The sequence below is a fragment of the Cylindrospermum stagnale PCC 7417 genome, assembly GCF_000317535.1.
In the GTDB taxonomy this organism is placed as follows: domain Bacteria; phylum Cyanobacteriota; class Cyanobacteriia; order Cyanobacteriales; family Nostocaceae; genus Cylindrospermum; species Cylindrospermum stagnale.
The window spans coordinates 947,230-972,061 of the sequence record NC_019757.1 but is presented as its reverse complement, the minus strand read 5'-3'; the positions used below and the strand labels follow the sequence as shown (position 1 = coordinate 972,061).

The window sequence follows — 24,832 nt, the reverse complement described above, 5'->3', positions numbered from 1 at the left end:
GTGGATTACTCTTAATTTGAAAAAGTATGCCGCTTAATACCAACCTTTAGGCTTTAAAAATTTATCACTTTCCCATTAATCTGGTAATCTCTCTAAATTCCGCCTAGTCATTGCAGCGCTATATTCATCCTTATATTCAACAAATATCTCCAACGCTTTCTGCAAATTAACCCTCGCATCTGCATAGTCTTCCTGTGCTCCTGCAAGTAGTCCTAATTGTCCGTAGGTGCTAGCTTGAGAATAGCGATCGCCAAATTCGATTTTGATAGCCAAAGCGAGTTGATAATTGCGCCGCGCTTCCTCATATTCCCGCAAATTTTGGGCTACTATTCCCACATTGTGGTAGGCGCTAGCTTGAGAATAGCGATCGCCAAATTCGATGAAAATAGCCAAAGCGAGTTGATAATTGCGCCGCGCTTCCTCATATTCCCGCAATTCTTGGGCTACTATTCCCAAATTGTGGTAGGTGCCAGCTTGTTCATAGCGATCACCAAATTCGATATAGATAGCCAAAGCTTGTTGATAATTGCGTTGCGCCTCCTCATATTCCCGCAATTCTTGGGCTACTATTCCCAAATTGTGGTAGGTGCCAGCTTGTTCATAGCGATCGCCAAATTCGATATAGATAGCCAAAGCGAGTTGATAATTGCGCCGCGCTTCCTCATATTCCCGCAATTCTTGCGCTACATATCCCAACTGGTGGTAGGTGCTAGCTTGAGAATAGCGATCGCCAAATTCGATATAGATAGCCAAAGCGAGTTGATAATTGCGCCGCGCTTCCTCATATTCCCGCAATTCTTGCGCTACATATCCCAAATTGTGGTAGGTTCTAGCTTGAGAATAGCGATCGCCAAATTCGATATAGATAGCCAAAGCGAGTTGATAATTGCGCCGCGCTTCCTCATATTCCCGCAATTTTTGGGCTACTATTCCCAACTGGTGGTAGGTGGTTGCAAGCATTGACTTTATCTGGTTTTCTGATACACCGTTGAGTTTTTGAGTTGATTCAATATTTTTTTGATATGACTTTCTTGCTTGCTGATAGTCTTGAGTTTGTAGATAGCAGGAAGCTAGTCTATCAAGCGCCATGATAATTTCTAAGCCAATTTCACCTGTTCTCACTTCATCAGGATAAGACTCTTGAGCCTTGCAGACAAACTCTGATAATTTTAGTTTTTCTTGAATGTCATTTTTTAAGGTAAAGTATTTAGATAAACAAAAGAATATATCAATACTTTCTTGTTTATCTAAACAAAGTTGCAGCCCATTATGAAGATTTTCATATTCCAGCCTACAGAAGAATATACCCAATTGTCGCTCTTGAGCATCTTTAGATTGCATCAACTGATTGTAGGAATTTGCCAAACCCAGATAATGATTTTTAAATCCCTCTTGCAAAGCCTTACGAGTCGCAGCATCAACCGTTACTAACTTACTCTTCAAAAAGTAAGGAAAAACAGGCTGAATCCTCAACAGCGGCGACTCTTGCCCCCCTCCCTGCGTCGGGGAGGGGCTGGGGAAGAGGTCAATCGGTGACAACAAACCCCAGTTAATCGCCTCTTGAATCGCATCATCAAATTTATTAAATTGATAAGTTTTAAATGGTTCTAACTCTTGCAATTTTTTAACATAATTAAGAATATCTCTACGGTCAATAAACCCACTAAAAGGAGCCAAACACAAAAGGAAGTTTTGCGCCTCTTCCGACAAATTACTGTGAGAATATTCCACACACTTTAAAATACTCTTCGTCTTATCCTCGCTTACCACATCCAAATTCACATCCGCCCCTTGCAACCCCTGCAAAATCTGTTGGGGTGATTGCCTTTGCAAATTCCCTAACACAACTTCCATCGCCAAAGGATAACCGGCTAACAAATCCATCAACTTAATAAAATCTGCATCTTGGCGAATTGCATTAATTTTATGTGCAGGTAAATTCCGTTCTAAAATCTTCTCAGCCAACTCAGATCGCGCTTCTCTATCTAAACCTTGCAACTCATAAATATTGTATTTAAACGTCGTTGCTTGCAACCACTCCTCACGACTGCGAGAACCCAACACCACCCGCGTTTTACCACCTACCAACCGCCCGATAAAATCGCGGATTTGATTACGTTCCTCTTCTGGCAAAGTATTTTGAATTGCTAATTGTTGCCCCGTCACCGATTCTAAATTATCTAAAATCAAAGCGTAAGATTCAGCCCGCAGTTTTGCAACTAATTTCTGTACCTGCGCCCCTTGACTCATCGCTTGAAAACTTGCCTGTTCAAAACGGCTATATACCTGAGTCCCAATATCAAACAAAATTTGTGTCAGCGTCCACGCCTTTAAATCATAGCCAAAATAGAAAATATTTTTAACAAAGTTCGTTCTCTGCCACCATTCCCGCAGATAACTTAACAGCGTAGTTTTCCCGGTTCCCCCCATTCCCTGCAACAGCAATATATTGTGTCTTAGCAAAGCCTTCTCAATTTTGAGAATCTCCAAATCCCGTCCCACAAATCCATATTCCGGCAACGGGAAGCGATATTGACTACCGAAAGTTTCCCAATATTTCTCTTCTTCTTCCGGCGTAAATGTCCGTAAATTAAACTGCACCGCCTGATTAGAATAAACCACAGGCAAAAGCCAATCTTCTAAATTAATAAACTTGTTATAAGAAGCTTTCCGTTCCTTATCATTAAACAGTTCCCGCCGCCCCAACCTTATCGCCTCAGAGATGGGTTTGTGATCAAACAAATGTTTATAAAGCTGTTCCATCATCAACTTAGCCGCCGACACGGTGACAGAATACCCCATCGCCACAACCATCTGCATTCCCGCCGTCATCAACCGACTTCCCAAACTCGTTTCTCTGACCTCTCCCCCAACCCCTCCCCGACGCGGGGAGGGGAGTTCTTCTTCTCCCCCTTCCCTGCTAGGGAAGGGGGCTGGGGGGTTAGGTTTCACCTGTTTCCCTGACTGACAAGCATTGAGAATGCAAACCGGAATACCCTTACCTGTCAACAAACCGGCTAACTCCGACGCTTCCACCAAATCAACTTTCCCCTGAGTCTCGCCCTCAAAGCAGACAAACGCCTTTACACCGTCAAACTTCTGCAAATCATCCCGCCCATAACGCCCTTTATAAAAATAACGATTTGCTTGCCTGGGTTCCTGCACCTCTTCATAACTCATCAGCGCCCCGTGCATATCCAGATGAATTACGTGATAAAAACCCGCGCCTTTTTCTTCCAAATGCCTAGATAAAGCTTCATAAGTTCCCGGACGCAGCAATTCCACATTTACCCGCAACTGGCCATTTTCTATCACCTCCATCATCGGGCGAGAAATTGTCCGATAACCCACATCTTTTTCTTCATCGGGACGCGCTACCACTATCAGCAGATTTATCAGTGCTGATGGTTGCACATTTGCAGACACAGGGGCAGGTTTGCTACTCTTCCGCACCATTACACAGTCTACTGCTAGGGGTCGGGTTAAGTCTGGGTCATGTAGCGCTTCCCAATGCAATGCTTGAAATTCTGGAGTTTTACCAACAATTTCTATTTGTACCTGACTGAGATTTCCCCGCAGTTGTTGATATTGTCCGTAAGCGTTGAAATCTTTCTTGAAAACTTGCTCAAACAGCCTTTCCCCGTAGGTTTTAACGCTGGCTGCTGCCCTTTCTGCAATGCTAATGTCACTAAAGGGAAACGTCACCCAGTCTTCAAAATACCACTCTAATTGTTTTTCTTCCTGGGAGGTGAAGGGGTCAGTAATTGTAATTGGGTATTCTCCGCTGTCAAATTGCAAAACTGCCTCAAACCCTTTCTCTGTTTGCCGTTCTTCCCGAATTTTGATAACTGGCACAGGGTTTGACTCCTCAGGTACTTAAGATTACATCGTAGCCCTGTGCAGTTGAGACGGCAATATTTAAGCAATTCCAGCTTGCAATTACCTCACCCTGGTTCTGCTACGCATAACCTGTCCCTCTCCTTTGCAAGGAGAGGGATGTCCGTCAGGACTCTTTGAGGTTTTTCAAGATTTTTGGGTAATCGGATAACTTGTGTGTACACCCCCTCCTCGCCAGCGGGGAGGGGACGTAAAGCGTAGCTTTGCGGGGGTGGGGTTCTTCTCAGAAATTAAACGGACTGGCTATTACCTCTTAACAGGTGTACCGCAGGGATAAGTCGCTACTTCCTCTGATTTACCATCAGCTACAGATGGCTTGTCTTTAGCCGCTAGATAATCTTTTTGTAGTTTGTCATACAATGCTTCTCGCTGGTCGTACAGCCGCTTTAGGGGACGAGGCTGACACTGATTCATCACGTAAGCTGTCACCAGTGGTAAAGCGATTGTGCTATCGGTGTAACAAACAATCGTGTTGGGTAACTCCAGTGGATCAATTTTACCCCAACTGACAGCTTCCGCAGGAGTTGCCCCTGATAAACCGCCGGTATCAGGACGCGCATCAGTAAACTGGATAAAGTAATCGTGTCCCCGTTCTTCTAGCCCCAGCACCTCGTGAATTTGCGGTTGCGTTTGTAGCAAAAAGTTTTTGGGACTGCCACCACCAATAATGACTGCTGCGCTTTTACCTTCAGATTCTCGCGCACCGTAGGCGATCGCAGCTGTTTCATTCACATCAATTGACGGATCTATCACCAACTGGGAACCTTCCAACGCCAATGCAGCCACGTTCATCCCAATCGAACTATCTCCTGGAGAAGAAGTGTAAATCGGTACGCCATACTCGTAAGCTGTGGCTAGTAAACAAGAATGTTGCACCCCCAATTGCTTTTCTACTTCCCGCACATACTTACCCAGCAGATAGTGAAACTCAGCGGTTCCCATCCGCTTCTGAAATGCTTCCCCTTGAAGAATTTTGCGGATGAAAGCATCGGTTTCCAACAGCACTTCGTAGCTAAAGATAATGTCATAAATCCGGATGGTGCCTTCTTGGCGCAGTTTCACATCATCCAAAAATGGATTACCAGTAAAGAGTTCAAAACCCAACCCAAAGTGCATATCATGATAAAGATTTGCACCAGTACTAATCATCCAATCAATAAAGCCGTTGCGAATTAAGGGCGCAAGGGCAGAAACCCCAAATCCTGCTGGTGTCAAAGCACCGGAAAGACTAACTCCCACAGTGACACCTTCTGTTAGCATTTCCTGACTCAGCAGTTTACAGATTTCCCGCAGCCGCGCCGAGTTGTAAGCGGTGAAGTAATTATCAATTAAATCAACCACCCCGATATCGGTTGGCATAGGTGTGGGTGTGATTTTTTGACCCTGCTGTTTTGACATTTTTGGTAGCTCCCATAGAGTAAACACGCCGCATCTAATGTTATCTAGATTTCAGCCGATTCTTTCATAACATCTAAGTATGAATCATAGGCACTTTTTCCAAAACAAACGAAAATAACTTGTTCTGGTAAGTTATGGCTGTGTAAAAACTTGTTAACTTCAGTGACTGCAATTTTGCTAGCGCGTACCATCGGAAAACCATAAGCGCCTGTGCTAATGGCTGGGAAAGCAATAGTTTTAATTTGGTATTCGTTTGCTAAAGCCAAACTATGACGGTAACAACTGGCTAACACCTCATCTTCGTCGTAATTTCCACCTGACCACACTGGGCCAACGGTGTGAATTACCCATTTAGCAGGCAGGTTATAGCCTTTGGTAATCTTGGCTGCACCAGGTTCACAGCCTCTAATCTGCCGACATTCTTCCCAAAGACCTGGCCCAGCGGCACGGTGAATTGCACCGCACACACCCCCACCAGTCATCAGTTCTTCATTCGCTGCATTGACGATCGCATCTACTGCTAGCTGCGTAATATCACCTTCGATAATTTCAATCATGGTGGATCTGTCCTCACTTCCTTAGTTAGAGTAAATGACAATTTTTTTTTACTAAAATGCTTTAATAAAGCTATTAATTTATTTAAAATAGCAATAATCTCAAGTTAATTTAGTTGGTATATGCTAGAGTTTTATGTACTTATCTAAGAATCCAAAAAAGCTAACATTGTCTTAAGATTTTATTGTGTAATCTTAATGTATATATCTTTGAATGCCATTTCAGTTAAATCTGATAAACAACATCATATTAAGACGTTTTCTTATTAGTAACAATTATTTCTAACCAAGGTTAATGAAAAGCGATACACCAGAAGAATTAAATTCAGATAAAGAAATTACACGCTTGATTGACGAGGTAATGTCCTCATCATCTCTCAATGATGACCAGTACCGCAAAAAGATGCAGCGCCGCAAGGAAGTGCAGGATCAGCGCATAGCTCAAGCTGTACCAGAAAAAGGGTTAATTATTGTCAATACTGGTAACGGTAAGGGGAAAACGACTGCGGCTTTGGGGATGGTGTTGCGATCGCTTGGTCATGGTTACAAAGTAGCGATCGTTCAATACATCAAAGGTGGCTGGGAACCTTCAGAGAAGCGGGTTTTCGACCATTGGCAAGACCAGTTAGAGTTCCACGCGATGGGTGAAGGCTTCACCTGGGAAACCCAAGATCGCGATCGCGATCTCGACAAAGCCAGCGCCGCTTGGGACAAATCCTTAGAATACATCCGCAACCCAGACTTCAAACTGGTGCTGTTAGATGAAATCAATATTGCTCTCAAAATGGGTTATTTACAAGTTGAGCAAGTTTTAGCAGGTCTAGCACAAAAACCACCAGATAAACACGTTATTCTCACCGGTAGAGGCGCACCACCAGCTTTAATTGAGCGAGCAGACCTAGTAACAGAAATGACCCTGGTTAAGCATCCTTTCCGCGATCAAGGCGTGAAAGCACAACCGGGAATTGAGTATTAAGCAATGTCTTTAGTTGACTAGCTTGCTGTAGGAACCATTTGAAACTTGATTGCAGATCCGCAAGATTCGGCGATCGTTAGCACTGAGAGAATTTAGCCGATTATAGTCTTGCAGTTCTACCGAGTAGGCATAAGTGAATGACTCATCATCGCTAACTTTTGGGATTTTACTGGTTGTTGATACTTGAGTCGTGCTACCTTCACCAGGTGAAGCAGTCACCGTCATCGCTAACTCTCCTGACTGGCCGACTGTACCCTGAAAACAACTAAACTCAGAATTGGGCGTATACAACGCACCCATCACCCTAGATTGTTGCTTCTGAAAGACAATATAGCCTTCACCAGGCTGGTTTGGTTGTGTGGATTGACCATAAAGATAAATCCCATCTTTTTTGGGGAAATTTACTGTTGGTAATACTCCTAGTTCTTTTGTAGCTGTAGCTACTGTTTCCACATTCTTCGATAAGCTGGCAGAAGATACTAGTTTAGAGCGAACAATAGTTGAATTTGCTAGTTTGGGCTGATCAAGCTTCTCTAAATTTTTACTTTCAAAAGCAGCACTCTGGGTTTGACTTCTTTGTTCTCGAACTTCTCTGAGTCGCGATAAAAGGGGAGTTTTCGTTGAAGTGGGAGCATCGATAGTTTGCGCCGTAAATGAAGGGAATTTTTCGATTTGGTTACTCAGCACTGGTTTAGTTTGCTGACCCACAACACCAACGCCAACTATACCAGAGGCTAGAAGCAAGCCAACAAAGGGAATTTTCCACCGATGCGAGGGAAAAAATTTAGAAATGTTGTTAAGCACCCGATTTCTCCTGTTAAAAATTTGACTATTTCCTCTGCAAATCACCTAAACAATAACCAAATACCTATTGTTCAAGGCTCCATCGAAGGTTTGATCTATTGATCTATATTCTCTAGAATAAAAAATGGTCAAAAGCTGAAGTTTTTCTGTAAATTAGTCCAATTATCTGAAATTACCAGCGCCGAGGTAATGATTGCTTCACCCAACAGATTCATCCAATTGGGGGATGTGAATGAAAAATTTAACATCCTTAATCGAAATCTGGTTTTTGAGATCTTAAACTTTGGCATTTTTAGGTTGAAAAACTATTGATATTTTTTCCCAGGTGCATCAGACTCTCCTGGGAATATAAAGAGCTACAACGGAAAGTCTATTAATTCCGCAGTAGCTCCTAAGATTTTCCCAAATAAATTTTGGGACAAACTATGTATTTGATTACAGGGCAAGCACTGAAGTGCTGACTACAAACCTAAAGTCAAGATTAGCAATTACCGATTTGCTATTTCTAACATTCCCTACCTGTAGCCCAAGTGTCTCGCCATTTCACAGTACCTTCTTTGGCAATTACCCAACGGCGATTTACCAAATTTTCCCGCAAAGGCGATCGCCCTTCGCGCCACATGGCATATTTATAACTGATCAAGTTACCAGTACTCTCATCAAAGGGAATCTCCCCAAACCAAGTATTGGCGTTGATGTACTCTAGAGGATATGCCTTGGCAATATCCCAGTTACCCAACTCTGGGCAGTCCCCAGTCACAACAATGGTTTCCCCTGGTTGGGTATTCACGCCATTGAGTTGTACGCGCACAATCGTTTGTCCTTTAATGCGTTCCCCAACGTGGCTGAAAACAATCACGCCCCGTTCTTCTAGTTGCAAGTTATAAATCTTGCCGTCCTTGACTTCATACTTATTGCGAGTTACTGCACAGGTATGTTCACCGTCGGGTAGTTCAGTTTCAACTTCTGGGAGAGTGACTTCTCCCCCTCGGTTGAGTGCCACAAAACACAGTGAATCACGATAACGGCGCACATAGCAGTAAATATCAGGTGTGAGATACTTTGGCCATTGGCTACCCATTGCTACAGCGGGATTTAGTCGCCGCAACCCAGACAGCAATCTGATATTACGATAAATTTCTGTATCGTTATCCCATTTTTCCATCATTGGGCGGTTGTAGGGATCGTTACCGCCATCGGTATCGTCGTGCAGATACTGTTCTGTGCCGTAATAGATGCAGGGAATACCGCGAGAGGTCATAATTAGTGCGATCGCTACTTTCAACATCGCTGGATCGGGGTTCAGCGATTGAAAGCGGGACATATCATGGTTATCAATGAAGGTGATTAACTCAGTTGCCCCGTTGTAGCAATGGTCTTGATCAAAAATATATTGAATTGTCTGGAATCCGTTTTCTGAACCTTGTCCCAGTGCCGCCCGAATCGCCACGCACAGTCCAAAGTCCAGAATGGTCATGCCTGACTGGTTAGCAAATTCAACCGAGCGATCGTCACTAGGATTGCTATAAATCCATTCCCCAAAAATAAACACATCTGGTTTGTGAATCATCATATCGCCGGTAAATTCTTGCCAAAACCAGATGGGCATATGCTTGACAGTATCTACCCGCAGCGCATCCACACCCCGGTCTAGCCATTGTTTAATTGCTGACTTGATGTATTCACGATATTCACTATTGTTTTCATTGAAGGTGGCTAGACCGGCTAGTTCACAGTTTTGCACTTGCCATTCATCTTCCCAGTTTTGCACTTCCCCGTAGTGGTGATACCAATTATTGACATCGTTGTTGAAGTCGGCAATTTTGACTCCATCGTCGTATAATTCACCCTTACTACCGTTAGTATCAGGGCTGCTATGGTTGCAGACAATATCCAGCACTAACTTCATTTTGCGCTGGTGCAATTCGGCAATTAAGCTGTCAAATGTCGTATTTCTTTCTTCCTGGGTATTATTTAAGGAAGGATCTTCTCCTTGAGCAATATAGCGAGGATTTATGCGCTTAAAGTCTTTTGTCCAATAGCCATGCATTGCTGCATTGCTAATAAACAAATCTTCCACCTGCTCAAATAGAGGAGTCAACCAAAGGGTAGTTACTCCCATTTTTTGCAAATAGTCCAATTTATCGATGACGCCTTGCAAGTCGCCACCCCAATATTTACCCCAATCTTTTCCAGTGGGATCATATAGTTCTGAGTTAGCACCTTCACTATTATCTGGATCACCGTCATGAAACCGATCAACCACGAGAAAGTAAATAGTTTCCTGACGAAATTCAATATCTCTGGTGTAAAGGAACTCTAGATCAATCTCTGTCTCTGATGTCGAGGCTTGTATAATAGCTTCTACTGTTGTCTTTTCAGCATCAACCTTGTATTGATCGGGTGAAGACGGGGATGGGGGAGTTTGTACCATAAGAAAGTTTAAAATCTCTGAGGATTAAAGTTTGCAGAGTATGAGTTCAGTACTTGTCTGTACTCTGTGTAAGTGCGAACAACGGCATTATGCCATCTTCCCCTAGAGATAATCATCTATCGATAGGTAAGAACTTATCAATAAATTAATTGGGTTTTTGAAGATTCAATCTACCATTATGGGTAAATTTGGTCTGCACAATCTAAAGTTTGGGTTTCGTCTGTTCTGTCTGTTAAATTGGTCTTTTTCAATTTGGGGACTTCCAAATAATAAAACATCCCAAATTTTATTGTGGGGTGGGCTTCTAGCCCGCCCAGAATATAGGACGGGTGGGGACACCCATCCCACAAGATGGATAATTTATTTCTTGGAAATCCCTTGGGAATTCTTTTAATGGGAAATAAAAAAAGCGCCCCCTGAATTCAGGAGGCGCTTCACCAAAAGAAAATTTCGTAGACGCTGAGGGCTTGTGGAAAACATCGGCACATCGGGATGCAATGTCTATCGAAAAGCCGCTGCACGTCTAGCCTGTTAGCTCGCAACGTATTCTTTAACATTGGCTCGACGGCGACGTAAATGAGCAAGAGCCTGATGTTCCAACTGACGGACACGCTCGCGGCTGAGATTCAACCGTTCACCCACCTTCGCCAAAGACAGTTCGTTACCATCTTCTAAACCAAAGCGCAGGGCTAAAACTTCCCGTTGTTGGGGGGTTAGTTCTGCTAGCAGGTTGTTCAGATCTTGGCGCAAGAATTCCTGGTTGGTGTAATACTCTGGCGATGGGCCATCATCTTCCAGCATGTCTTGCAACTCAGTATCCTGGTTATCACCAACGCGCACATCTAAAGAAACAGGTTGACGCGCCATATTCAGGTATTCACGAATCTGGGCGGGTTCTAGCTCCAGTTCTTTGGCAATTTCTACAGGTGTTGGCGATCGCCCCAACTTTTGCGCCAACTCGCGCTGTACTTTCTTGATTTTGTTCAGCTTCTCGGTAATGTGGATCGGTAAGCGGATAGTACGACCTTGTTGTGCGATCGCCCGGGTAATCGCTTGGCGAATCCACCAGTAAGCGTAGGTTGAGAACTTATAACCCCTTGTCGGATCAAATTTCTCCACACCCCGTTCTAATCCCAGGGTTCCTTCCTGGATCAAATCCAGAAATTCCATATTCCGCTTCTGATATTTTTTCGCAATAGCTACAACCAAGCGTAAATTCGCTTCAATCATTTTCTGCTTGGCTCGCTTACCTTGTGTCACCGTCTGTTTTACATCAGTTTCAGATTGGTTAACATCGGCAGCCCACTCTGGTAAACTAGGTTCACGACGCAGTTTTTTAGCTAAAGCTTCCTTTGCTTCCAGTAGCGTCATCATGTGTTGCACCTGCTTCCCAAAGACAATCTCTTGCTCACGGGTAAGCAGTGGTACACGACCAATTTCCCGCAGATAGGTTCGCACCATATCAGCCGTGAATTTGGTGTTCAGGTTCTCCGTTTGGGTGTTAACAGTAGGCATTGGTGCGTTGTCCTCTACTCCGTAAACACAATAAATATTTTCTCAGCTAGGGCGGATAGGTTCGGGTAGTACAAATATTACGGAACATAGGCAGCTACCATAAACAATTAATTTACACAGTCGTTGTCAAGACGGTGCTACCCTGAGATAGGTTCCCCTACCCTCCCTGAAATTTTGGCATCTCTTCAAAAGCATGCTGGGTTGTTCTTGAGAATTCTTCTCTTATTCAGTTGCTGGCAGCAACGGTCAAATCTGAAGTCGGTATGAGTTTTACTTTATTTTATAGTAGAACAGATCAGGCAGTTAGTAAATTAGCCCGGATAAATCTTCTAAGTATAAAGCAAAATGGACTGGCCGCTAAATATTTTTGGGAATTTCCTTAAAAGTGCAGACTATATCTATAGTGACGCCAAAAACCCCTCTTCTGTTGCTAACGAGTAGGGAGATAACCGAACTTTATTGGCTTTTGTGATGGTGGGATGTTACGAATGAGGGCTGAGTTGTGAGCAGTCATTCGTAACTATTAGAGGATTTAGCAGTTTCTAGAAACCAAGGTCGGCTTTGGCTAGTTCAGCAGCGGCGAAAACTTCCGCATCGGACTTTTCTTCCCAAATTTGGTCGCCGATTTCGGCGTAGAATTTGGCGTCATAAGGCCGGGTTCGCACCACCACTGGCATGGGAACGGCGTGACCCAAAATCAAGGCTTGTTGCTTAGAGTCTAACTTTGCCAGCACTGAGCGCAAGCTGCCAGCGCCAGACACACCTGTGAAGATCGCGTCAATGTCTTTGTCATCATTGAGCAAGGCGGTGATGCGAGTCCCAATTTGGGACATAATTTCATTATCTATCCCAGACGGGCGTTGATCAACCACTAAAAGTGTTACGAAATATTTCCGCAGTTCCCTGGCGATCGTCCCAAAGATTGTACTTTGTACCACTGCTGGGTCAAGGAAACGGTGCGCTTCTTCAATTGTAATCATCAGTGGCGTTGGGCGATCCAGCGGATTTTTGCTTTGTAAGAACTTATCGGCTTTCTTGACATAATGCTCGTGAATCCGTCTGGTGATCATGTTAGTTACTAACATATACGAGAGTAGATTCGACTGGGAACCAAACTCAATCACAACATTTTTCCCAGCTTCCAGGGATTGCAAAACTTTAGTGATGTAATTTTGAGGGCAAGCCGCACGCATATACTTCAAACTGTCTAAGCGGAAAATTTTCCGCTGCAATGCCATAATTGAGCCTTTGTGTCCCCGCTTCTCATCGCAAAACATCTCAATTTCTTCGTTAGTCATATTCAGCAACTGGACAATCCAAGATTTGCCATACTCGCTATATAAAATATTGGCATTGTCTAAAGCTGCTTCCGACAGTCCTAAATCTCGGCTACATAACTTAATATCTTCAACTTCAATTTGCTCGTAGCTCAGATAAAGTTCTTGAGCATCACGCACACCCCGACGCTTTGTCGATTCTGGGTCTAGGGTGTAAACTTCGACTTTACCAGGAAATAACTGCTTTAAGCCTTTAACGGTGTTAACTTCTTTACCTTCGGCTACCGCTTCCCAGCCATACTCGGAGTGCATATCAAAAATTAAATTGACAGCGGCATTTTTGCGAATCACCCCAGCTAGAAGTAAGCGGGTAAGGAAGGATTTACCAGTCCCAGATTTACCAAATACGCCGTTGCTACGTTCGACAAAGCGGTTTAAATCGATACAAACTGGCACATCCATATCCAAAGGTTTACCAATAGAAAAATTCCGCCTGTGGGGGTCATCTTCCCAACCAAAAACTCGGCGAAAATCTTCTTCACTCGCTTCGTAAACTTGGCTAAAATGGCTGGGAATGGTTTTGACAGGCAGCAGTTCCATCGTTGTACTGGTTTGGGGCACAAATGATGCCAAACCAGTCATTGACGGTACAAAGGGATTGAGCGCTTTGCCATTTGTTGAGGAGAAAGATTCTTCGGTTTCGGGGGTAAACATCAACATTGGCGCCAGATTAATCATGCCGTAGGTACCGCTGCCGGCTAAAACTTCTCGCAAAAAAGTGTCTTCCCAACTTGGGGGATTAGCGGTAATTCGCGCATTCGCGGCTCCCAAGGCCACATCTGTCAGCATACAGAAAAAACGCGATCGCGTCCCTTGCACCACCAGAAACTTACCCACCCGCATATCTTCTACAGAAATATCCGGGTGTAGTCTGACTTCTAACCCCCCAGTAAGAGAACCTTGGATGACTGAACCTAATGGTTGTCCAGAATTCATGTGATTAGTCATTAGTCATTGGTCATTGGTCATTGGGAAAAATACTGGCTCTGTTTCCCTTGCACCCTATTCAATCGGAATTGAAGTCGGCGCATCTCCAACTCTTGGAGTTACGCCTGGTAATGGTTTACGAAATTGGGCATAAAGGCGATCGCGCCAACTAAAGAATCGCTCATAATCAGGATTGTCTGCCAAGATGGGCACGCCTTTTCCTCTAATCGATGCGGGTAAATCTAGATAAGGGCCATCAGGAAACTTCAACAGGATTGATAAACCCGCTACAGCCAAATCAGCTAAGGTCGGTTCATCTCCCGTTAAATAAGGACTATCCGCCAACAATAACGTTAGCGCCTCTAAATCTTGCTTTAAATCCGCGATCGCTGATTTGATCACATCTGGGCTATAACCAACCCCAAAACCTAAAACTGTGAGGAAATCACTAGGGACTCCTTGCACCAGACTTTTGAAAATATCTGGCGTTGAGGTGGGTAACAAAGACTTGCGGAAATTTTGATCTTGACTAATGGCAGAAAACAGCGCTTTTCTACCTTTGATGCCGATCGACTCATCCGCCCATTCTTCTATTAATAAAGTTAACCCCCGCTTTTTTGGATCTGTGGGTATCAGTGGGCGCTCAGGATATTTTAAGTCTAAATACTTGGCAATTGCCGTAGAATCTGCAATATATTGATTACCGTCCTTCAATACTGGCACTTGTTGCTGACCAGTTAAACGAAACAGTTCTATTTGCCCAATTCCAGGAGTAACCTCGATTTTGCGGTACTCTAGCCCTTTATAATCAAGTATCAAGCGCACTTTCTCTGAGTATTGAGATAGTTCCCATTGGTATAACTCCAGCATATTGTATATCCTGCAACTAGCTAATTTATCAATTTTACCGAAATTATCAAAACTGAAAGTCCCTAAATTCTTTTCATGGAGATGAATTTTTGGCGATGAAAATCGCGTTTTAGAAGTCTCAGCTTTTTATTGCTATCCCTAACTTTACCCATCCAAGTAATTGTGATACTATCACGGTCTGAGTAAAGTGACAATCATCCTCAAACTAAACTTTGTAGACTTCTAATCAATCAAAAGCAGATTTATTTGCCCAATAACTGAGCCAAATATAGAATTAGCTAATTTAGTTTTTGTCAATTGCACTGTCAGAACACTAGAAATTAACAATAGCTAAAGTGTCTACTTTGTTCATGTCTGCACTTGCGAACCAAACAAATTTTTCAACTGGATAGTCATTGCCGCCACGCTGCACTAGCAAATAAGATTAGACAAATTAGTTGTCAAGGACAAGAAGACAGAAAAAGCTGTTGTGAAATTAATTAAATACCTTGCTAAGGGTATAATGTTACTCGGATAACTCAGAAATTTTCTGAGTTCGAGATGTAAATAAAAATTTGATTTACTTATATATTTTGAGTTATCTATAGGAATTTCTAAACCTGACAATATCACGCAGTAGTTTGTATATAAATTTGCCAAGTTGTAGTTAGTTTTGAGAGTTTTTTGTCAACTATTCTGGATTGTTTCAATCGTTCCAAATAAGGTTTGGCAATTCATTTGCGGGTCATCGGCAATCAACTCCACAGAGGTAATTTTTTTAAGACAACTGATAGCGAACAGGGTAAGTAAGGAGTTCAAATATTATCTTAACAGCGCCACGCAAATTTTGACAAAAAATCTAACTTTATGCTGATGTTAGATTTTCTGGGGAGCAAAATGTTATAAGTCTTTATGTAACGTATGAACAAGAAAGACAAGCAAAATTTATGAAGGCTAATTACAGCAAATTATTCACCAAATTCGCCGGCATAGTGGGAGTAACTGGTGTCAGTCTCCTGATTACTTTACCGTCTGAAGCAAAAGAGGCTCTAAATCCTCACCCCAGTATTTTCAGCGAAGCTACCTATAATAGGAGCCAAGGCATTCAGGCAAATTCTCAATCCACACCTGCTGAACTGGTTTTAGAAACACAAAAGGGTAATACCAAACCCAAACCAGTTGTGGCACAGAAAGGGGGTAGAACAGTCAATCCTAGACCGAGTATTTTCAACGAGCCTCCCTATAACCGTGGTACCGCACCTGGTAAAACTAGACCCATCACCCCATCAAGACCCACCAAGCCAGCAACAGAAGTCCCAACTACCCCAGGCACAAATAAACCAGCAACCACTGCACCTACTCCAACGCCACCAGCAGCAGGGACGACAAGCGCAACCAAAAACTTAGTAGCGCTGGCGGAATCAAACGGCTCCTTCAAAACTTTAATTAAGGCTTTGAAAGCGGCTGGACTGGCAGAAGTTTTGCAAGGACAAGGCCCTTTTACCATTTTTGCACCCACTGATGCAGCCTTTGCTAAATTGCCACAAGACGCTTTGCAAGACTTGTTGAAGCCTGAAAACAAAGAAGTATTAGTCAAGGTGTTAACTTATCATGTGGTGAATGGTAAAGTACTCTCCACCGATTTGAAATCTGGTCAAGTCACTAGTCTTCAAGGTGATCCAATTACTGTAAAAGTTGATAAAGCTACTGGTGTCATGGTAAATGATGCACAGGTGACTAAGGCAGATATCCAAGGCAGCAACGGCGTTATCCATCAAATTGATAACTTAATTTTGCCTCCTAGCCTATAGCTGTTTGCTAGAAATAACATTTGTTGACAAGCTAGGTTGAAATTAGGTTTTAACAGCAAAAACCCCGTTCAAATGTGAATTTTGGACTGGGTTTTTCTGTAGGATAATGGCTGGTGGTCATACATTGTTCAAGTTATGATCTATTGCTCACAGGCGTTTAAGTCGGTTAATCTTAGCCCCTAGATAGATGCAACTCTTTGGTGCTGGGTGGAAACTAGAGTGCAAGCTTGGAGTGTTTGGAATTAGCTACAGCCTACTAACTAAGTCACCAAGCTAAAGAGTGAAAATCTCACAGTTTCTGCTGAGATAGTTTGGCTTTGCACTCCTGAAGCTTGTTAGTTTCTATCCTTTAATTCGCTAACTTTCGGTTTGGGGGTTTTGTGCAACCTATCTATGATGAATCTTTTGAGATGATAGTGCAGGATGTTGAAGTTACACCCCAGCAGGAAGAATATCATCCCGTCAAACTGATCACGAGGAAAGGTCCAATTTACTGCCGCTACTATCCAGTCAAGGGTGCCGAAAAGGCCGTGATTTGGGCGGGGGGTGTTGGTGGTAACTGGGATACACCCGCATCTGGACTTTACCCCCGATTATGTGAGGATTTGAGATCCCAGGCGATCGCTTCTTTGAGAGTAAGTTACCGTTACTCGACAAAGTTAGAGGAATCCGTCCTCGATGTTCTGGCAGCGCTTACCTATTTACAAGATCAAGGTATCAACTATTTTGGTCTAGTTGGTCACTCCTTCGGTGGTGCGGTGGTAATTCAAGCTGCTACCCAATCCCCAGATGTCCGCACCGTTGTTACTCTTGCTACCCAATCTTCCCGCACCAGTGCCGTGCCTGAACTAGCAACACGATGCTCAATTCTTCTGGTGCATGGCTTGGATGACCCAGTACTACCGCCCCATTGTTCACAACTTGTGTATCAGCTAGCTCTCCAGCCCAAGCAGCTAATTCTCTATCCTGAAGCTAGTCATAATCTAGATGAAGTGGCGGATGAGGTTTATCAATTAGTTCGGGATTGGATTGTCAGAGAGCTAAAAGACTGTTTCTAAGACCTCACACCGGGTGTACTGTGGAGTGCAAACAAAATAAGCAAATTAAAATAGGGCACAAAAAATAATTTACGGAACGGTTACTGAAGATGGAGCAAAACAGTCTGGTGAGGGCTTTGAAGTTCAATCACCGGAAACTGGATTATATGTAATTACTTTTTCCCAACCTTTTGTCGCCTCCTAAGCGATAGCCGGATTGGTTGAGAAGCCTACACCTACTCGAAGAGAGGTGTAGGAGTATGTCACGCTGTGGCTTGCTATTTGGTCTGACCCATAACTGAAATTCTGCTCACGGAGAAATTAACGAGATCTACCAGATGCTTTCCCTTCCGCCGATTTTGCTTCTTGAAGTAACTCTGGCAATAATCGTTCCAGCCTTTGTGCTGTTTGCTCTTCCTGCTGCAAGTTTTCCTGTAGCAGCCGCACCACTTCGTTTTGCCCCATTTGCTCGGCACCTTTAATCAAGCCGCGATAGCAAGCAATCTCCAATTGTTCAACCTTAGATTGCCCTCCTACCATTCCCAAGTCGGCAATTTTTTGGTTATCGGCAGCTAGTAACGTCAATTTTTGACCGTCACTGACAAGACCAGCCGCAGCATCGCTGGTAACCCGGAATGGTTGCTGTCCTAAGGTATTAAAGACCTGTTCTAAGTTCCTAATTTGCTGCTCGGTTTCCCGAATATGTGTCTCAATCAAGGACTTCAACTGGTTATGTTGACTATACTGCCACATCAGTTGCTGCGCTTCTAAGAAGCGGTGTTCTGCATCGTAGATTGCACCTACTTCGTAGATGAACTTCTCTTGCAAGCTGGTGATTTTTTTTGTGCCTGGACGTTCGCTGAGTTGAACCATTGTGATTCTCCTGTAGGTTTGACGCTGTTTTTGGCAGTCGTACCTTTAACCTACGCCTACCACCTAAGTCTTCACTTCATACCTAAGGCACAGTTAAGTGTTAAATCTGACTGCTAAATCGAATACAAAATCTAGGAGGAATTTTGGACATGAGGCATAAACGGTTAATCAAGCAATTCCGGAAAACCGCCAAACCGCAAATGGCGATCGCCATCTCCTTCAGGAGGATAAGTTAAAGTAAAGATAAGTTAAGAAAATGCTTTGAACTAAATGTCTGCTCCAAGCTTAGAGGTGATCTCTGCTCAGTTAGAAAGTCCGAATTTGCGCGATCGCATGGTAGCCCTTGCCAGTTTACGCCATGTTCCCCCAGAGGATGCAGTGCCTTTGATTAAAAAGGTTTTGGATGATGAATCTCTGCAACTGCGCTCAATGGCTATATTTGCTCTAGGCATCAAGCAAACCCCAGAATGTTATTCCATTCTGGTGAAAATACTGGAAAATGACCCAGATTATGGTATCCGTGCGGATGCTGCCGGTGCCTTAGGATATTTGGGTGATGTGAGAGCCTTTGAGGTGCTCTCACGGGCATTTTATGAAGATACTGATTGGCTAGTACGCTTTAGTGTGGCAGTTGCCCTAGGTAATATTAAAGACCCCCGTGCCCGTGCGATCCTGATTCAGGCGTTGGATAGCAACGAAGTCATATTACATCAAGCCGCGATCGCTGCATTGGGAGAAATTGAAGACATTGAATCTGTAGATAGTATCCTGCGTTTTGCCCAATCAGAAGATTGGTTAGTGCGGCAACGTCTTGCCGAAGCCCTGGGCAATCTTCCCAGTCCCAAGACTATCCCAGCTTTGAAGTACCTGGAAAAAGACAGCCATCCCAATGTCGCTGAAGCAGCCAGGATTTCCCTCAAGAGACTTGAGGAAACCACAAACTAAGTTTGATATAAACGCCACCTACTACCTTTTAATAATAAGTAGGATTTGCAAAATTTTGATGCAGGATAGTTTCATTCATGAATATTGAAGAGTTTTTTGAGTTAAGTGCTGGTAAATGGTTTTCCCATCGGACTAGTCACCATTTGGCTTTTAAGGAATCCGAAGACGGCAAGTCAGACATCGTCATTGAGAGCCTGGCAGCAGATCATCCAGAAGTGATCAAACTGTGTGAACAGTACGAAATTCATCCTAGTTCTGCCTCCTGTGGCGCTAGAGTTACCTGGAATGGCACAATGGAATGGGATGAAGAAAAACACAGCGGTTCTACTGTGTTAGTCACAGTCCCGAATACAGAAAATCCAGATGAAGGTAAGTTACTGCGAGAAATGGGTTATGCCGAGAAAGCCCCAGTCGCCGGTACTTATAAAATGGGCAGCGATGGCGCCCTAATGCTGATTACAGAGTATGAAACCATGTGGTCTGAGGAACGCTTGTGGTTTGCTAGTCCTAATTTGCGGATGCGGGTGAGTATCCTCAAGCGCTTTGGCGGCTTTAGTATGGCTTCTTTCACTTCGGAGATTCGCATGGGTGGTACTGCGGCATCTGAGAAAGCGAATGCGGCGGCTAATTCAGTTAATGCAACCGCAGGCTAAAACCTCATACTACAATAGCAAAGCCCGTCAATACGGGCTTGCTGTTTTTTTTCACTTATGAGATTACTCGGTAAGCATAAAACTCAGCGGCTTTAGCCCTCAAGGTCAAAGGCGACAAATAGCAATATAATATCTGAAAAATACCCTGACTAATGCTGATTGATTGGATATTAGCTGACAAAAATCTATGAAAATACTAAAAAAAATATTTGCAGGTTCATTCTTAGTAATTGGTCTAGCTATCCTATTACTAGGCACTATAGACTTAATGGATTCTAAGGAAACTAAGGAAGATAAAGAAGGGGCATTAGCAGCAATGGTTGTACTTGGTCTACCATCAACAGCTATAGGAGCATGGATTATCTGGAGTTTACGACAACAACACCAACAACAACTTAAACAATTTAATTTAGAAAGAGAACAACTATTTCTGCATTTATTACAACAAGAAGAAGGAGAAATCACAATTACAAAATTTGCTTTATCTGCTCAAATATCTATAGAGGAAGCCAAACAATATTTAGACGAAAAAGCCAAACAACTAAATGCTAACTTTGAAATAAGTGATGAAAAAGGAGTTATTTACCGATTCCCTGGATAAATGAGATTTCGCTGGTCTATTAATTCTTGTGTCATCTGTGGATTAACCTCAAATTAAAAACCAGTTGATGTCAAGATAATTTAAATCTGCAACAAACGAGCCATCGCTTGCGGTAGTGGCAGCACAATCATCAACAACAAAGCCATTGCTAGCAACCCCAATACATCCCGTTTATTATCCAGTTCTGTGACATCATTCAGCGCAGGTTCATCAATCAACGGAATGAATAATAAGATAATTGCCCATAACAAAAATTCTTCTTGGATTAGAGAAAGCAGTAGTAACAACAAGCGAGCAATTTGACCAATGACGATGGCGGTTCGTTGCCCAAACATGGCATGGATAATGTGACCCCCATCTAGTTGTCCCACTGGCATCAAATTTAATGCTGTAACAATTAACCCCAGAAAGCCAGCTACCGCTACTGGATGTAGATCAATTGCTGATTTTGGTGTTAAATCAGTGCCTAGGGCTAACTTCGAGAGCAACGCTAGTAAGATGGAATATGTGGGATTGAGGGCATTGGGGTTTAACGTACCTATTTTTTCGTTCAGGGGTACGACATCAGAATGAGCTAAACCCCATAGCAGTAAAGGTAAGGTAGCGACAAATCCTGCTATTGGCCCAGCAATACTCACATCAAATAAAGCTTTGCGGTTGGGAATCGGGCTTCGCATCTGAATAAATGCGCCAAAAGTTCCCAAGAAAAAAGGCATAGGAATAAAATAAGGCAAGGTCGAGCGAATTTTGTAGCGTTTTGCTGTCAGATAATGACCAAGTTCATGGATACCCAAAATGGTCATTAACCCTAAAGCATAGGGCAATCCCTTGAGAAGAACAGTTGGGTCAGATTCCAGTTTGGTCAAATCAACACCAGCCAATTTCGCTCCCACTAAGGTTGTAGTTACCAAAGTAGCTACTAGCAGCATGATTGCTAGTCCTGGTCGAGTTAACCTTTCAGAGTCGCGGCGAGTATTGACTTCTTTGGCAGCTTGTGTATTGGGAACTAGCACAAAGAAGGGTTTGTCATTGTTACCTTCTTGAAAGATCAGCAGGAAGCGATCGCCAAATTGCTCCTCAATATTGGTTTTAATCTGCTGGTAAGCATTGGTTGGTGTAGTTCGCAACTTACCCCGACAGATCACTGCTTGGGGTCGATACTCAATATTTTGGATGTAGTATACAGACCAGGGAAAGCAATTACGCAGATGGGTTTCTTCCGTTTGTTCTATGGGACGCAGCGGTACTGGTTCTACAGTAGGACTAGCAGTCGGTTGTGATTCGGTAGCTAGTAAAGCTTGAGCCTGTGTATCCCTTGGTGTTTGGCGTCCCCATTGAAATAGCAGCCAGTATAACAGCAGGCAAACAACAGACGGCCATAAGATTAGCCCTGGCGGTGGCGGTTGTTTCGCCCCATACATTAGCGTCCATCCGCTCAACAGTATTGCTGGTGTCATTAAAACCAGCCACAACAACCATACTGGTGTGCGGGTAATTTGAGCAACGCTGCGCTGCACCATCAAGTAAGTAGCTAGCCCCAGTAGGAGGAGAAACCAAAATGCCATGTTATCTTCACTAATTTTGAAAAAATGTTGCACCTGTAGTTTCCGCACAAAGGCACTAACTACAAGACAAACCTCAACCCCCAATTTTTTCAACCACAGTCAACAGCGTTAGTTAAATCTCAAGATCCAATCCTGAATAATTTCTAGACGTTGACACTCCCCGTCAGGTAAAAATTCCGCTACGCTAACTTGTCAAAAGAAAAGTTTTAAGCGTCCACACTCTGCTGATGAAGAGAGCCTAGGTTGGTTCAGGTTCATTGCTGCCAAGTATGATTGAACTGCCTTCCCTAAAGGGGATGTAAGTATCTGGAATTGAACAAATCACCGCACCTGCACTTGCTTATTTTATGATACCTCTAGATGGGGGCTAGAGCCATTCGGGTCGTGTTTCATCTGCTGGCTCAAGCCGAGGGACTTTCACGCGAACCGCACTTTTTTGTCACCAGATTGTCCACAACTCTTCTATTTTGGTTTTTTTCATGTGCTCTTTACCTCAACAGCCGAGTCAGACAACTAAGTCACCACGAGTAGTACTTTCAGACGGAGTTCCTAGCGGATCTGTTCTTTATACCCTTACGGAAACAAGCTCCACCTCTACAAACTTCGCGCTCAACAGCATCTTTGCCTTTCCCCCAAATCGGGAGACATTAGGGGGAACCTCTTACTTTATTGTCAGGAATGAAGGTAATATCCTGATCGATTGCCCCGCCTTAGACCAGACAAATCAAGATTTTTGGCGATCGCATGGTGGTGTGCGTTGGTTATTTCTTACCCATCGTGGTGCTATTGGCAAGGCGGCTGAAATTCAGCAAATCTTAGGCTGCGAGATTTTGATTCAAGAGGAAGAAGCCTATTTATTACCTGGGTTAACGGTAACCACCTTTAGTCAAGAATTCACTCTCAATTCAACAGCACAAGTGGTTTGGACACCGGGTCATTCTCCCGGATCTTCTTGCCTATACTACCAAGAATTTGGGGGAGTGCTATTTACTGGCCGCCATTTAGTCCCCAATCAGCAAAGCCAACCAATGCCACTACGAACAGCAAAAACCTTTCACTGGTCCCGACAAATTAAAAGCCTGCAATCACTCCTAGAACGGTTTACACCGGAAACGCTTCAGTACATTTGCCCCGGCGCGAATACAGGTCTTCTGAGAGGCAAACGTTTAATAGACCAAGCTTACCAGCGCCTCGCCGGACTGGATTTACAGGCAATGCTGGCGGCACAAGCTATCCTTTGAGGGGAGAAGGAGGAATTATTGAAGCCACATCTCCCAAGTCTTCCTCTTCTCCTGACTTCATTTTGCTCCCACTACTACTGAGTTTTTAATCAGCAGTTCCACTGCGGCTTGATATTGACCATCGGCTTCTGTGGCAATCTGGTCGCGGGTAATTGCCTCTTGAGTGATCACCTTGTCTGGTTTAATACCTAATTTGTTAATATCATGGTGGTTAGGGGTTTCGTATTTAGCAATTGTTACTGCCAAGCCAGAACCATCAGACAATTCAAATAAGGATTGGATTAGGCCCTTCCCAAAAGTGGTTTCGCCTACCAATTGGGCACGACCGTTATCTTGGAGTGCGCCGGCGAGAATTTCACTGGCGCTAGCAGTTCCTTGATTTACTAAAATCACCAGCGGATCTGCTGTCAGAGCTAGCCCAGATGCTTCAAAACTCCCCTGAATGCCTTGCCGATTCACGGTGTAGACTATAGTCCCGGAGTCTAACCACTGGCGGGCGATCTCAATTCCCGATTGCAATAGCCCTCCTGGATTATTTCGCAAATCTAGAATATAGGCAGCAGCGCCTTTTTTTTCTAGACTAGAAATAGCTTGTGCCAACTCCATTGAGGCATTGGCATTAAATTGACTTAGGCGTAGATAGCCAATGGGCGTTCCCTGCGCTGATGAACGTAATTCTGCCACCACTGGGTTAAGAGCAATGCGCGATCGCACTACTCTAATCTCTATTTCTCCCTCTGCTTCTCGATCAATCAACAGAGTCACGAGGCTGCCAATCGGCCCGCGCATCCGCGCCGCAGCTTCGTCGAGGGTGAGATTTTCTGTGGACATGCCCTCAATTTTGAGGATGCGATCGCGTGGTTGAATCCCAGCTTTATCCGCTGGAGAACCGGCTATGGGTGCTATTACTTCCAACTTGCCCGTCTGGGGATTGAGCGCAATTTGCAATCCCACCCCCGTCAGTTCGCCAGAAGTATTCACCTGCAAACTGCGGTACTGCTCAGGGTCTAAAAACCTGGTAAAAGGGTCGTCTAGGCTCTTGAGCATCCTCTGAATAGCCTCATAAGCTGCTTGGTGGTTTTGCAGCGGCTTCGAGAGCGTCTGCTGCCTTACTGCCGCCCAGTTTTGATGATTAAACGACTCATCCAGATAACTACGATTGACAATTCGCCAAACTTCTGATACTAGCTTTTGGTCATCTGTCAAAGCTGCTGCTGGTGGGACGAGTATACCCAGAGCCAAGCAAAAAGCTGCCAGCAATGAAAATCCTAGCCGAAAAACCTGTTTGTTCATTAAACCCATTTTCAATGCCACCTCAACCCAAATTCCCTAGAGCTGCCCATTTGCCTTGTTTTGGATGAAATCTATCTCTCGACTATGTTACTTTTTTTATAGAAGTGCTGCATTGTTCTCAT

The 24,832-nt window shown here is 43.8% G+C and carries 18 protein-coding genes; 7 read left to right on the top strand and 11 right to left on the bottom strand.

Features of this window, described 5'->3' with window-relative positions; all coding sequences use genetic code 11:
* Window positions 1-75: 75 nt before the first annotated feature.
* The 3 genes from CYLST_RS04010 to CYLST_RS04000 all read right to left on the bottom strand — a co-directional run bounded on the left by CYLST_RS04010 (window position 76) and on the right by CYLST_RS04000 (window position 5,852).
* Entirely contained in the window at window positions 76-3,855 is a 3,780-nt protein-coding gene (locus CYLST_RS04010) for a tetratricopeptide repeat protein (RefSeq protein WP_015206425.1), read from the bottom strand.
* Between the two features lie 288 nt (window positions 3,856-4,143).
* Window positions 4,144-5,295, bottom strand: coding sequence for a homospermidine biosynthesis protein (locus CYLST_RS04005; protein ID WP_015206424.1), 1,152 nt, complete (start codon window positions 5,293-5,295; stop codon window positions 4,144-4,146).
* Between the two features lie 44 nt (window positions 5,296-5,339).
* Entirely contained in the window at window positions 5,340-5,852 is a 513-nt protein-coding gene (locus tag CYLST_RS04000) for an O-acetyl-ADP-ribose deacetylase (RefSeq protein WP_015206423.1), read from the bottom strand.
* Between the two features lie 292 nt (window positions 5,853-6,144).
* On the opposite strand from CYLST_RS04000, the gene cobO reads away from it, so the two are divergent.
* Window positions 6,145-6,825: a cob(I)yrinic acid a,c-diamide adenosyltransferase gene (cobO, locus tag CYLST_RS03995; RefSeq protein WP_015206422.1), complete on the top strand. Its 681-nt coding sequence runs from the start codon at window positions 6,145-6,147 to the stop codon at window positions 6,823-6,825.
* Between the two features lie 9 nt (window positions 6,826-6,834).
* Here the strand turns inward: cobO and CYLST_RS03990 are convergent, their stop codons facing one another.
* From CYLST_RS03990 to CYLST_RS03970, 5 genes are all read right to left on the bottom strand, one after another.
* Complete coding sequence (locus CYLST_RS03990) at window positions 6,835-7,629, bottom strand: hypothetical protein (protein WP_015206421.1); 795 nt, start codon at window positions 7,627-7,629, stop codon at window positions 6,835-6,837.
* A 505-nt stretch (window positions 7,630-8,134) separates the two neighbouring features.
* Entirely contained in the window at window positions 8,135-10,063 is a 1,929-nt protein-coding gene (locus tag CYLST_RS03985) for an alpha-amylase family glycosyl hydrolase (RefSeq protein WP_015206420.1), read from the bottom strand.
* Between the two features lie 531 nt (window positions 10,064-10,594).
* Complete coding sequence (locus CYLST_RS03980; RefSeq protein WP_015206419.1) at window positions 10,595-11,578, bottom strand: RNA polymerase sigma factor, RpoD/SigA family; 984 nt, start codon at window positions 11,576-11,578, stop codon at window positions 10,595-10,597.
* 542 nt (window positions 11,579-12,120) lie between these two features.
* A complete protein-coding gene (locus CYLST_RS03975; RefSeq protein WP_015206418.1) occupies window positions 12,121-13,863 on the bottom strand; it encodes a helicase HerA domain-containing protein in 1,743 nt (580 codons plus the stop codon).
* Window positions 13,864-13,917: 54 nt separating this feature from the next.
* Entirely contained in the window at window positions 13,918-14,712 is a 795-nt protein-coding gene (locus CYLST_RS03970; RefSeq protein ID WP_015206417.1) for a glutathione S-transferase, read from the bottom strand.
* 926 nt (window positions 14,713-15,638) lie between these two features.
* Between CYLST_RS03970 and CYLST_RS03965 the strand changes: the two genes are divergently transcribed.
* Window positions 15,639-16,502: a fasciclin domain-containing protein gene (locus CYLST_RS03965; RefSeq protein ID WP_015206416.1), complete on the top strand. Its 864-nt coding sequence runs from the start codon at window positions 15,639-15,641 to the stop codon at window positions 16,500-16,502.
* A 380-nt stretch (window positions 16,503-16,882) separates the two neighbouring features.
* Window positions 16,883-17,560 carry an alpha/beta hydrolase gene (locus CYLST_RS03960; protein WP_015206415.1) on the top strand — a complete coding sequence of 226 codons (678 nt, stop codon included), beginning with the start codon at window positions 16,883-16,885 and terminating at the stop codon, window positions 17,558-17,560.
* 300 nt (window positions 17,561-17,860) lie between these two features.
* Here the strand turns inward: CYLST_RS03960 and CYLST_RS03955 are convergent, their stop codons facing one another.
* Window positions 17,861-18,412 carry a YciE/YciF ferroxidase family protein gene (locus CYLST_RS03955; protein WP_015206414.1) on the bottom strand — a complete coding sequence of 184 codons (552 nt, stop codon included), beginning with the start codon at window positions 18,410-18,412 and terminating at the stop codon, window positions 17,861-17,863.
* Window positions 18,413-18,682: 270 nt separating this feature from the next.
* On the opposite strand from CYLST_RS03955, the gene CYLST_RS03950 reads away from it, so the two are divergent.
* From CYLST_RS03950 to CYLST_RS03940, 3 genes are all read left to right on the top strand, one after another.
* Window positions 18,683-19,357, top strand: a complete 675-nt coding sequence (locus tag CYLST_RS03950) for a HEAT repeat domain-containing protein (RefSeq protein ID WP_015206413.1) — start codon at window positions 18,683-18,685, stop codon at window positions 19,355-19,357.
* 77 nt (window positions 19,358-19,434) lie between these two features.
* Window positions 19,435-20,010: a phycobiliprotein lyase gene (locus CYLST_RS03945; RefSeq protein WP_015206412.1), complete on the top strand. Its 576-nt coding sequence runs from the start codon at window positions 19,435-19,437 to the stop codon at window positions 20,008-20,010.
* A 187-nt stretch (window positions 20,011-20,197) separates the two neighbouring features.
* Window positions 20,198-20,611 carry a hypothetical protein gene (locus CYLST_RS03940; protein WP_015206411.1) on the top strand — a complete coding sequence of 138 codons (414 nt, stop codon included), beginning with the start codon at window positions 20,198-20,200 and terminating at the stop codon, window positions 20,609-20,611.
* Window positions 20,612-20,691: 80 nt separating this feature from the next.
* Here CYLST_RS03940 and CYLST_RS03935 read toward each other — a convergent pair whose 3' ends face one another.
* Window positions 20,692-22,176, bottom strand: coding sequence for a site-2 protease family protein (locus CYLST_RS03935; RefSeq protein ID WP_015206410.1), 1,485 nt, complete (start codon window positions 22,174-22,176; stop codon window positions 20,692-20,694).
* 479 nt (window positions 22,177-22,655) lie between these two features.
* On the opposite strand from CYLST_RS03935, the gene CYLST_RS03930 reads away from it, so the two are divergent.
* Window positions 22,656-23,417, top strand: coding sequence for an MBL fold metallo-hydrolase (locus CYLST_RS03930; RefSeq protein ID WP_015206409.1), 762 nt, complete (start codon window positions 22,656-22,658; stop codon window positions 23,415-23,417).
* A 57-nt stretch (window positions 23,418-23,474) separates the two neighbouring features.
* Here CYLST_RS03930 and ctpA read toward each other — a convergent pair whose 3' ends face one another.
* Window positions 23,475-24,719: a carboxyl-terminal processing protease CtpA gene (gene ctpA, locus CYLST_RS03925; protein ID WP_015206408.1), complete on the bottom strand. Its 1,245-nt coding sequence runs from the start codon at window positions 24,717-24,719 to the stop codon at window positions 23,475-23,477.
* Window positions 24,720-24,832 lie beyond the last annotated feature (113 nt).

Bases quoted from the DNA above. Each gene is read 5' to 3' on its own strand.
- CYLST_RS04005 (WP_015206424.1), bottom strand. From the start codon at position 5,295: ATGTCAAAACAGCAGGGTCAAAAAATCACACCCACACCTATGCCAACC.
- CYLST_RS04000 (WP_015206423.1), bottom strand. From the start codon at position 5,852: ATGATTGAAATTATCGAAGGTGATATTACGCAGCTAGCAGTAGATGCG.
- cobO (WP_015206422.1), top strand. From the start codon at position 6,145: ATGAAAAGCGATACACCAGAAGAATTAAATTCAGATAAAGAAATTACA.
- CYLST_RS03985 (WP_015206420.1), bottom strand. From the start codon at position 10,063: ATGGTACAAACTCCCCCATCCCCGTCTTCACCCGATCAATACAAGGTT.
- CYLST_RS03980 (WP_015206419.1), bottom strand. From the start codon at position 11,578: ATGCCTACTGTTAACACCCAAACGGAGAACCTGAACACCAAATTCACG.
- CYLST_RS03975 (WP_015206418.1), bottom strand. From the start codon at position 13,863: ATGACTAATCACATGAATTCTGGACAACCATTAGGTTCAGTCATCCAA.
- CYLST_RS03970 (WP_015206417.1), bottom strand. From the start codon at position 14,712: ATGCTGGAGTTATACCAATGGGAACTATCTCAATACTCAGAGAAAGTG.
- CYLST_RS03965 (WP_015206416.1), top strand. From the start codon at position 15,639: ATGAAGGCTAATTACAGCAAATTATTCACCAAATTCGCCGGCATAGTG.
- CYLST_RS03955 (WP_015206414.1), bottom strand. From the start codon at position 18,412: ATGGTTCAACTCAGCGAACGTCCAGGCACAAAAAAAATCACCAGCTTG.
- CYLST_RS03950 (WP_015206413.1), top strand. From the start codon at position 18,683: ATGTCTGCTCCAAGCTTAGAGGTGATCTCTGCTCAGTTAGAAAGTCCG.
- CYLST_RS03945 (WP_015206412.1), top strand. From the start codon at position 19,435: ATGAATATTGAAGAGTTTTTTGAGTTAAGTGCTGGTAAATGGTTTTCC.
- CYLST_RS03940 (WP_015206411.1), top strand. From the start codon at position 20,198: ATGAAAATACTAAAAAAAATATTTGCAGGTTCATTCTTAGTAATTGGT.
- CYLST_RS03935 (WP_015206410.1), bottom strand. From the start codon at position 22,176: ATGGCATTTTGGTTTCTCCTCCTACTGGGGCTAGCTACTTACTTGATG.
- CYLST_RS03930 (WP_015206409.1), top strand. From the start codon at position 22,656: ATGTGCTCTTTACCTCAACAGCCGAGTCAGACAACTAAGTCACCACGA.
- ctpA (WP_015206408.1), bottom strand. From the start codon at position 24,719: ATGGGTTTAATGAACAAACAGGTTTTTCGGCTAGGATTTTCATTGCTG.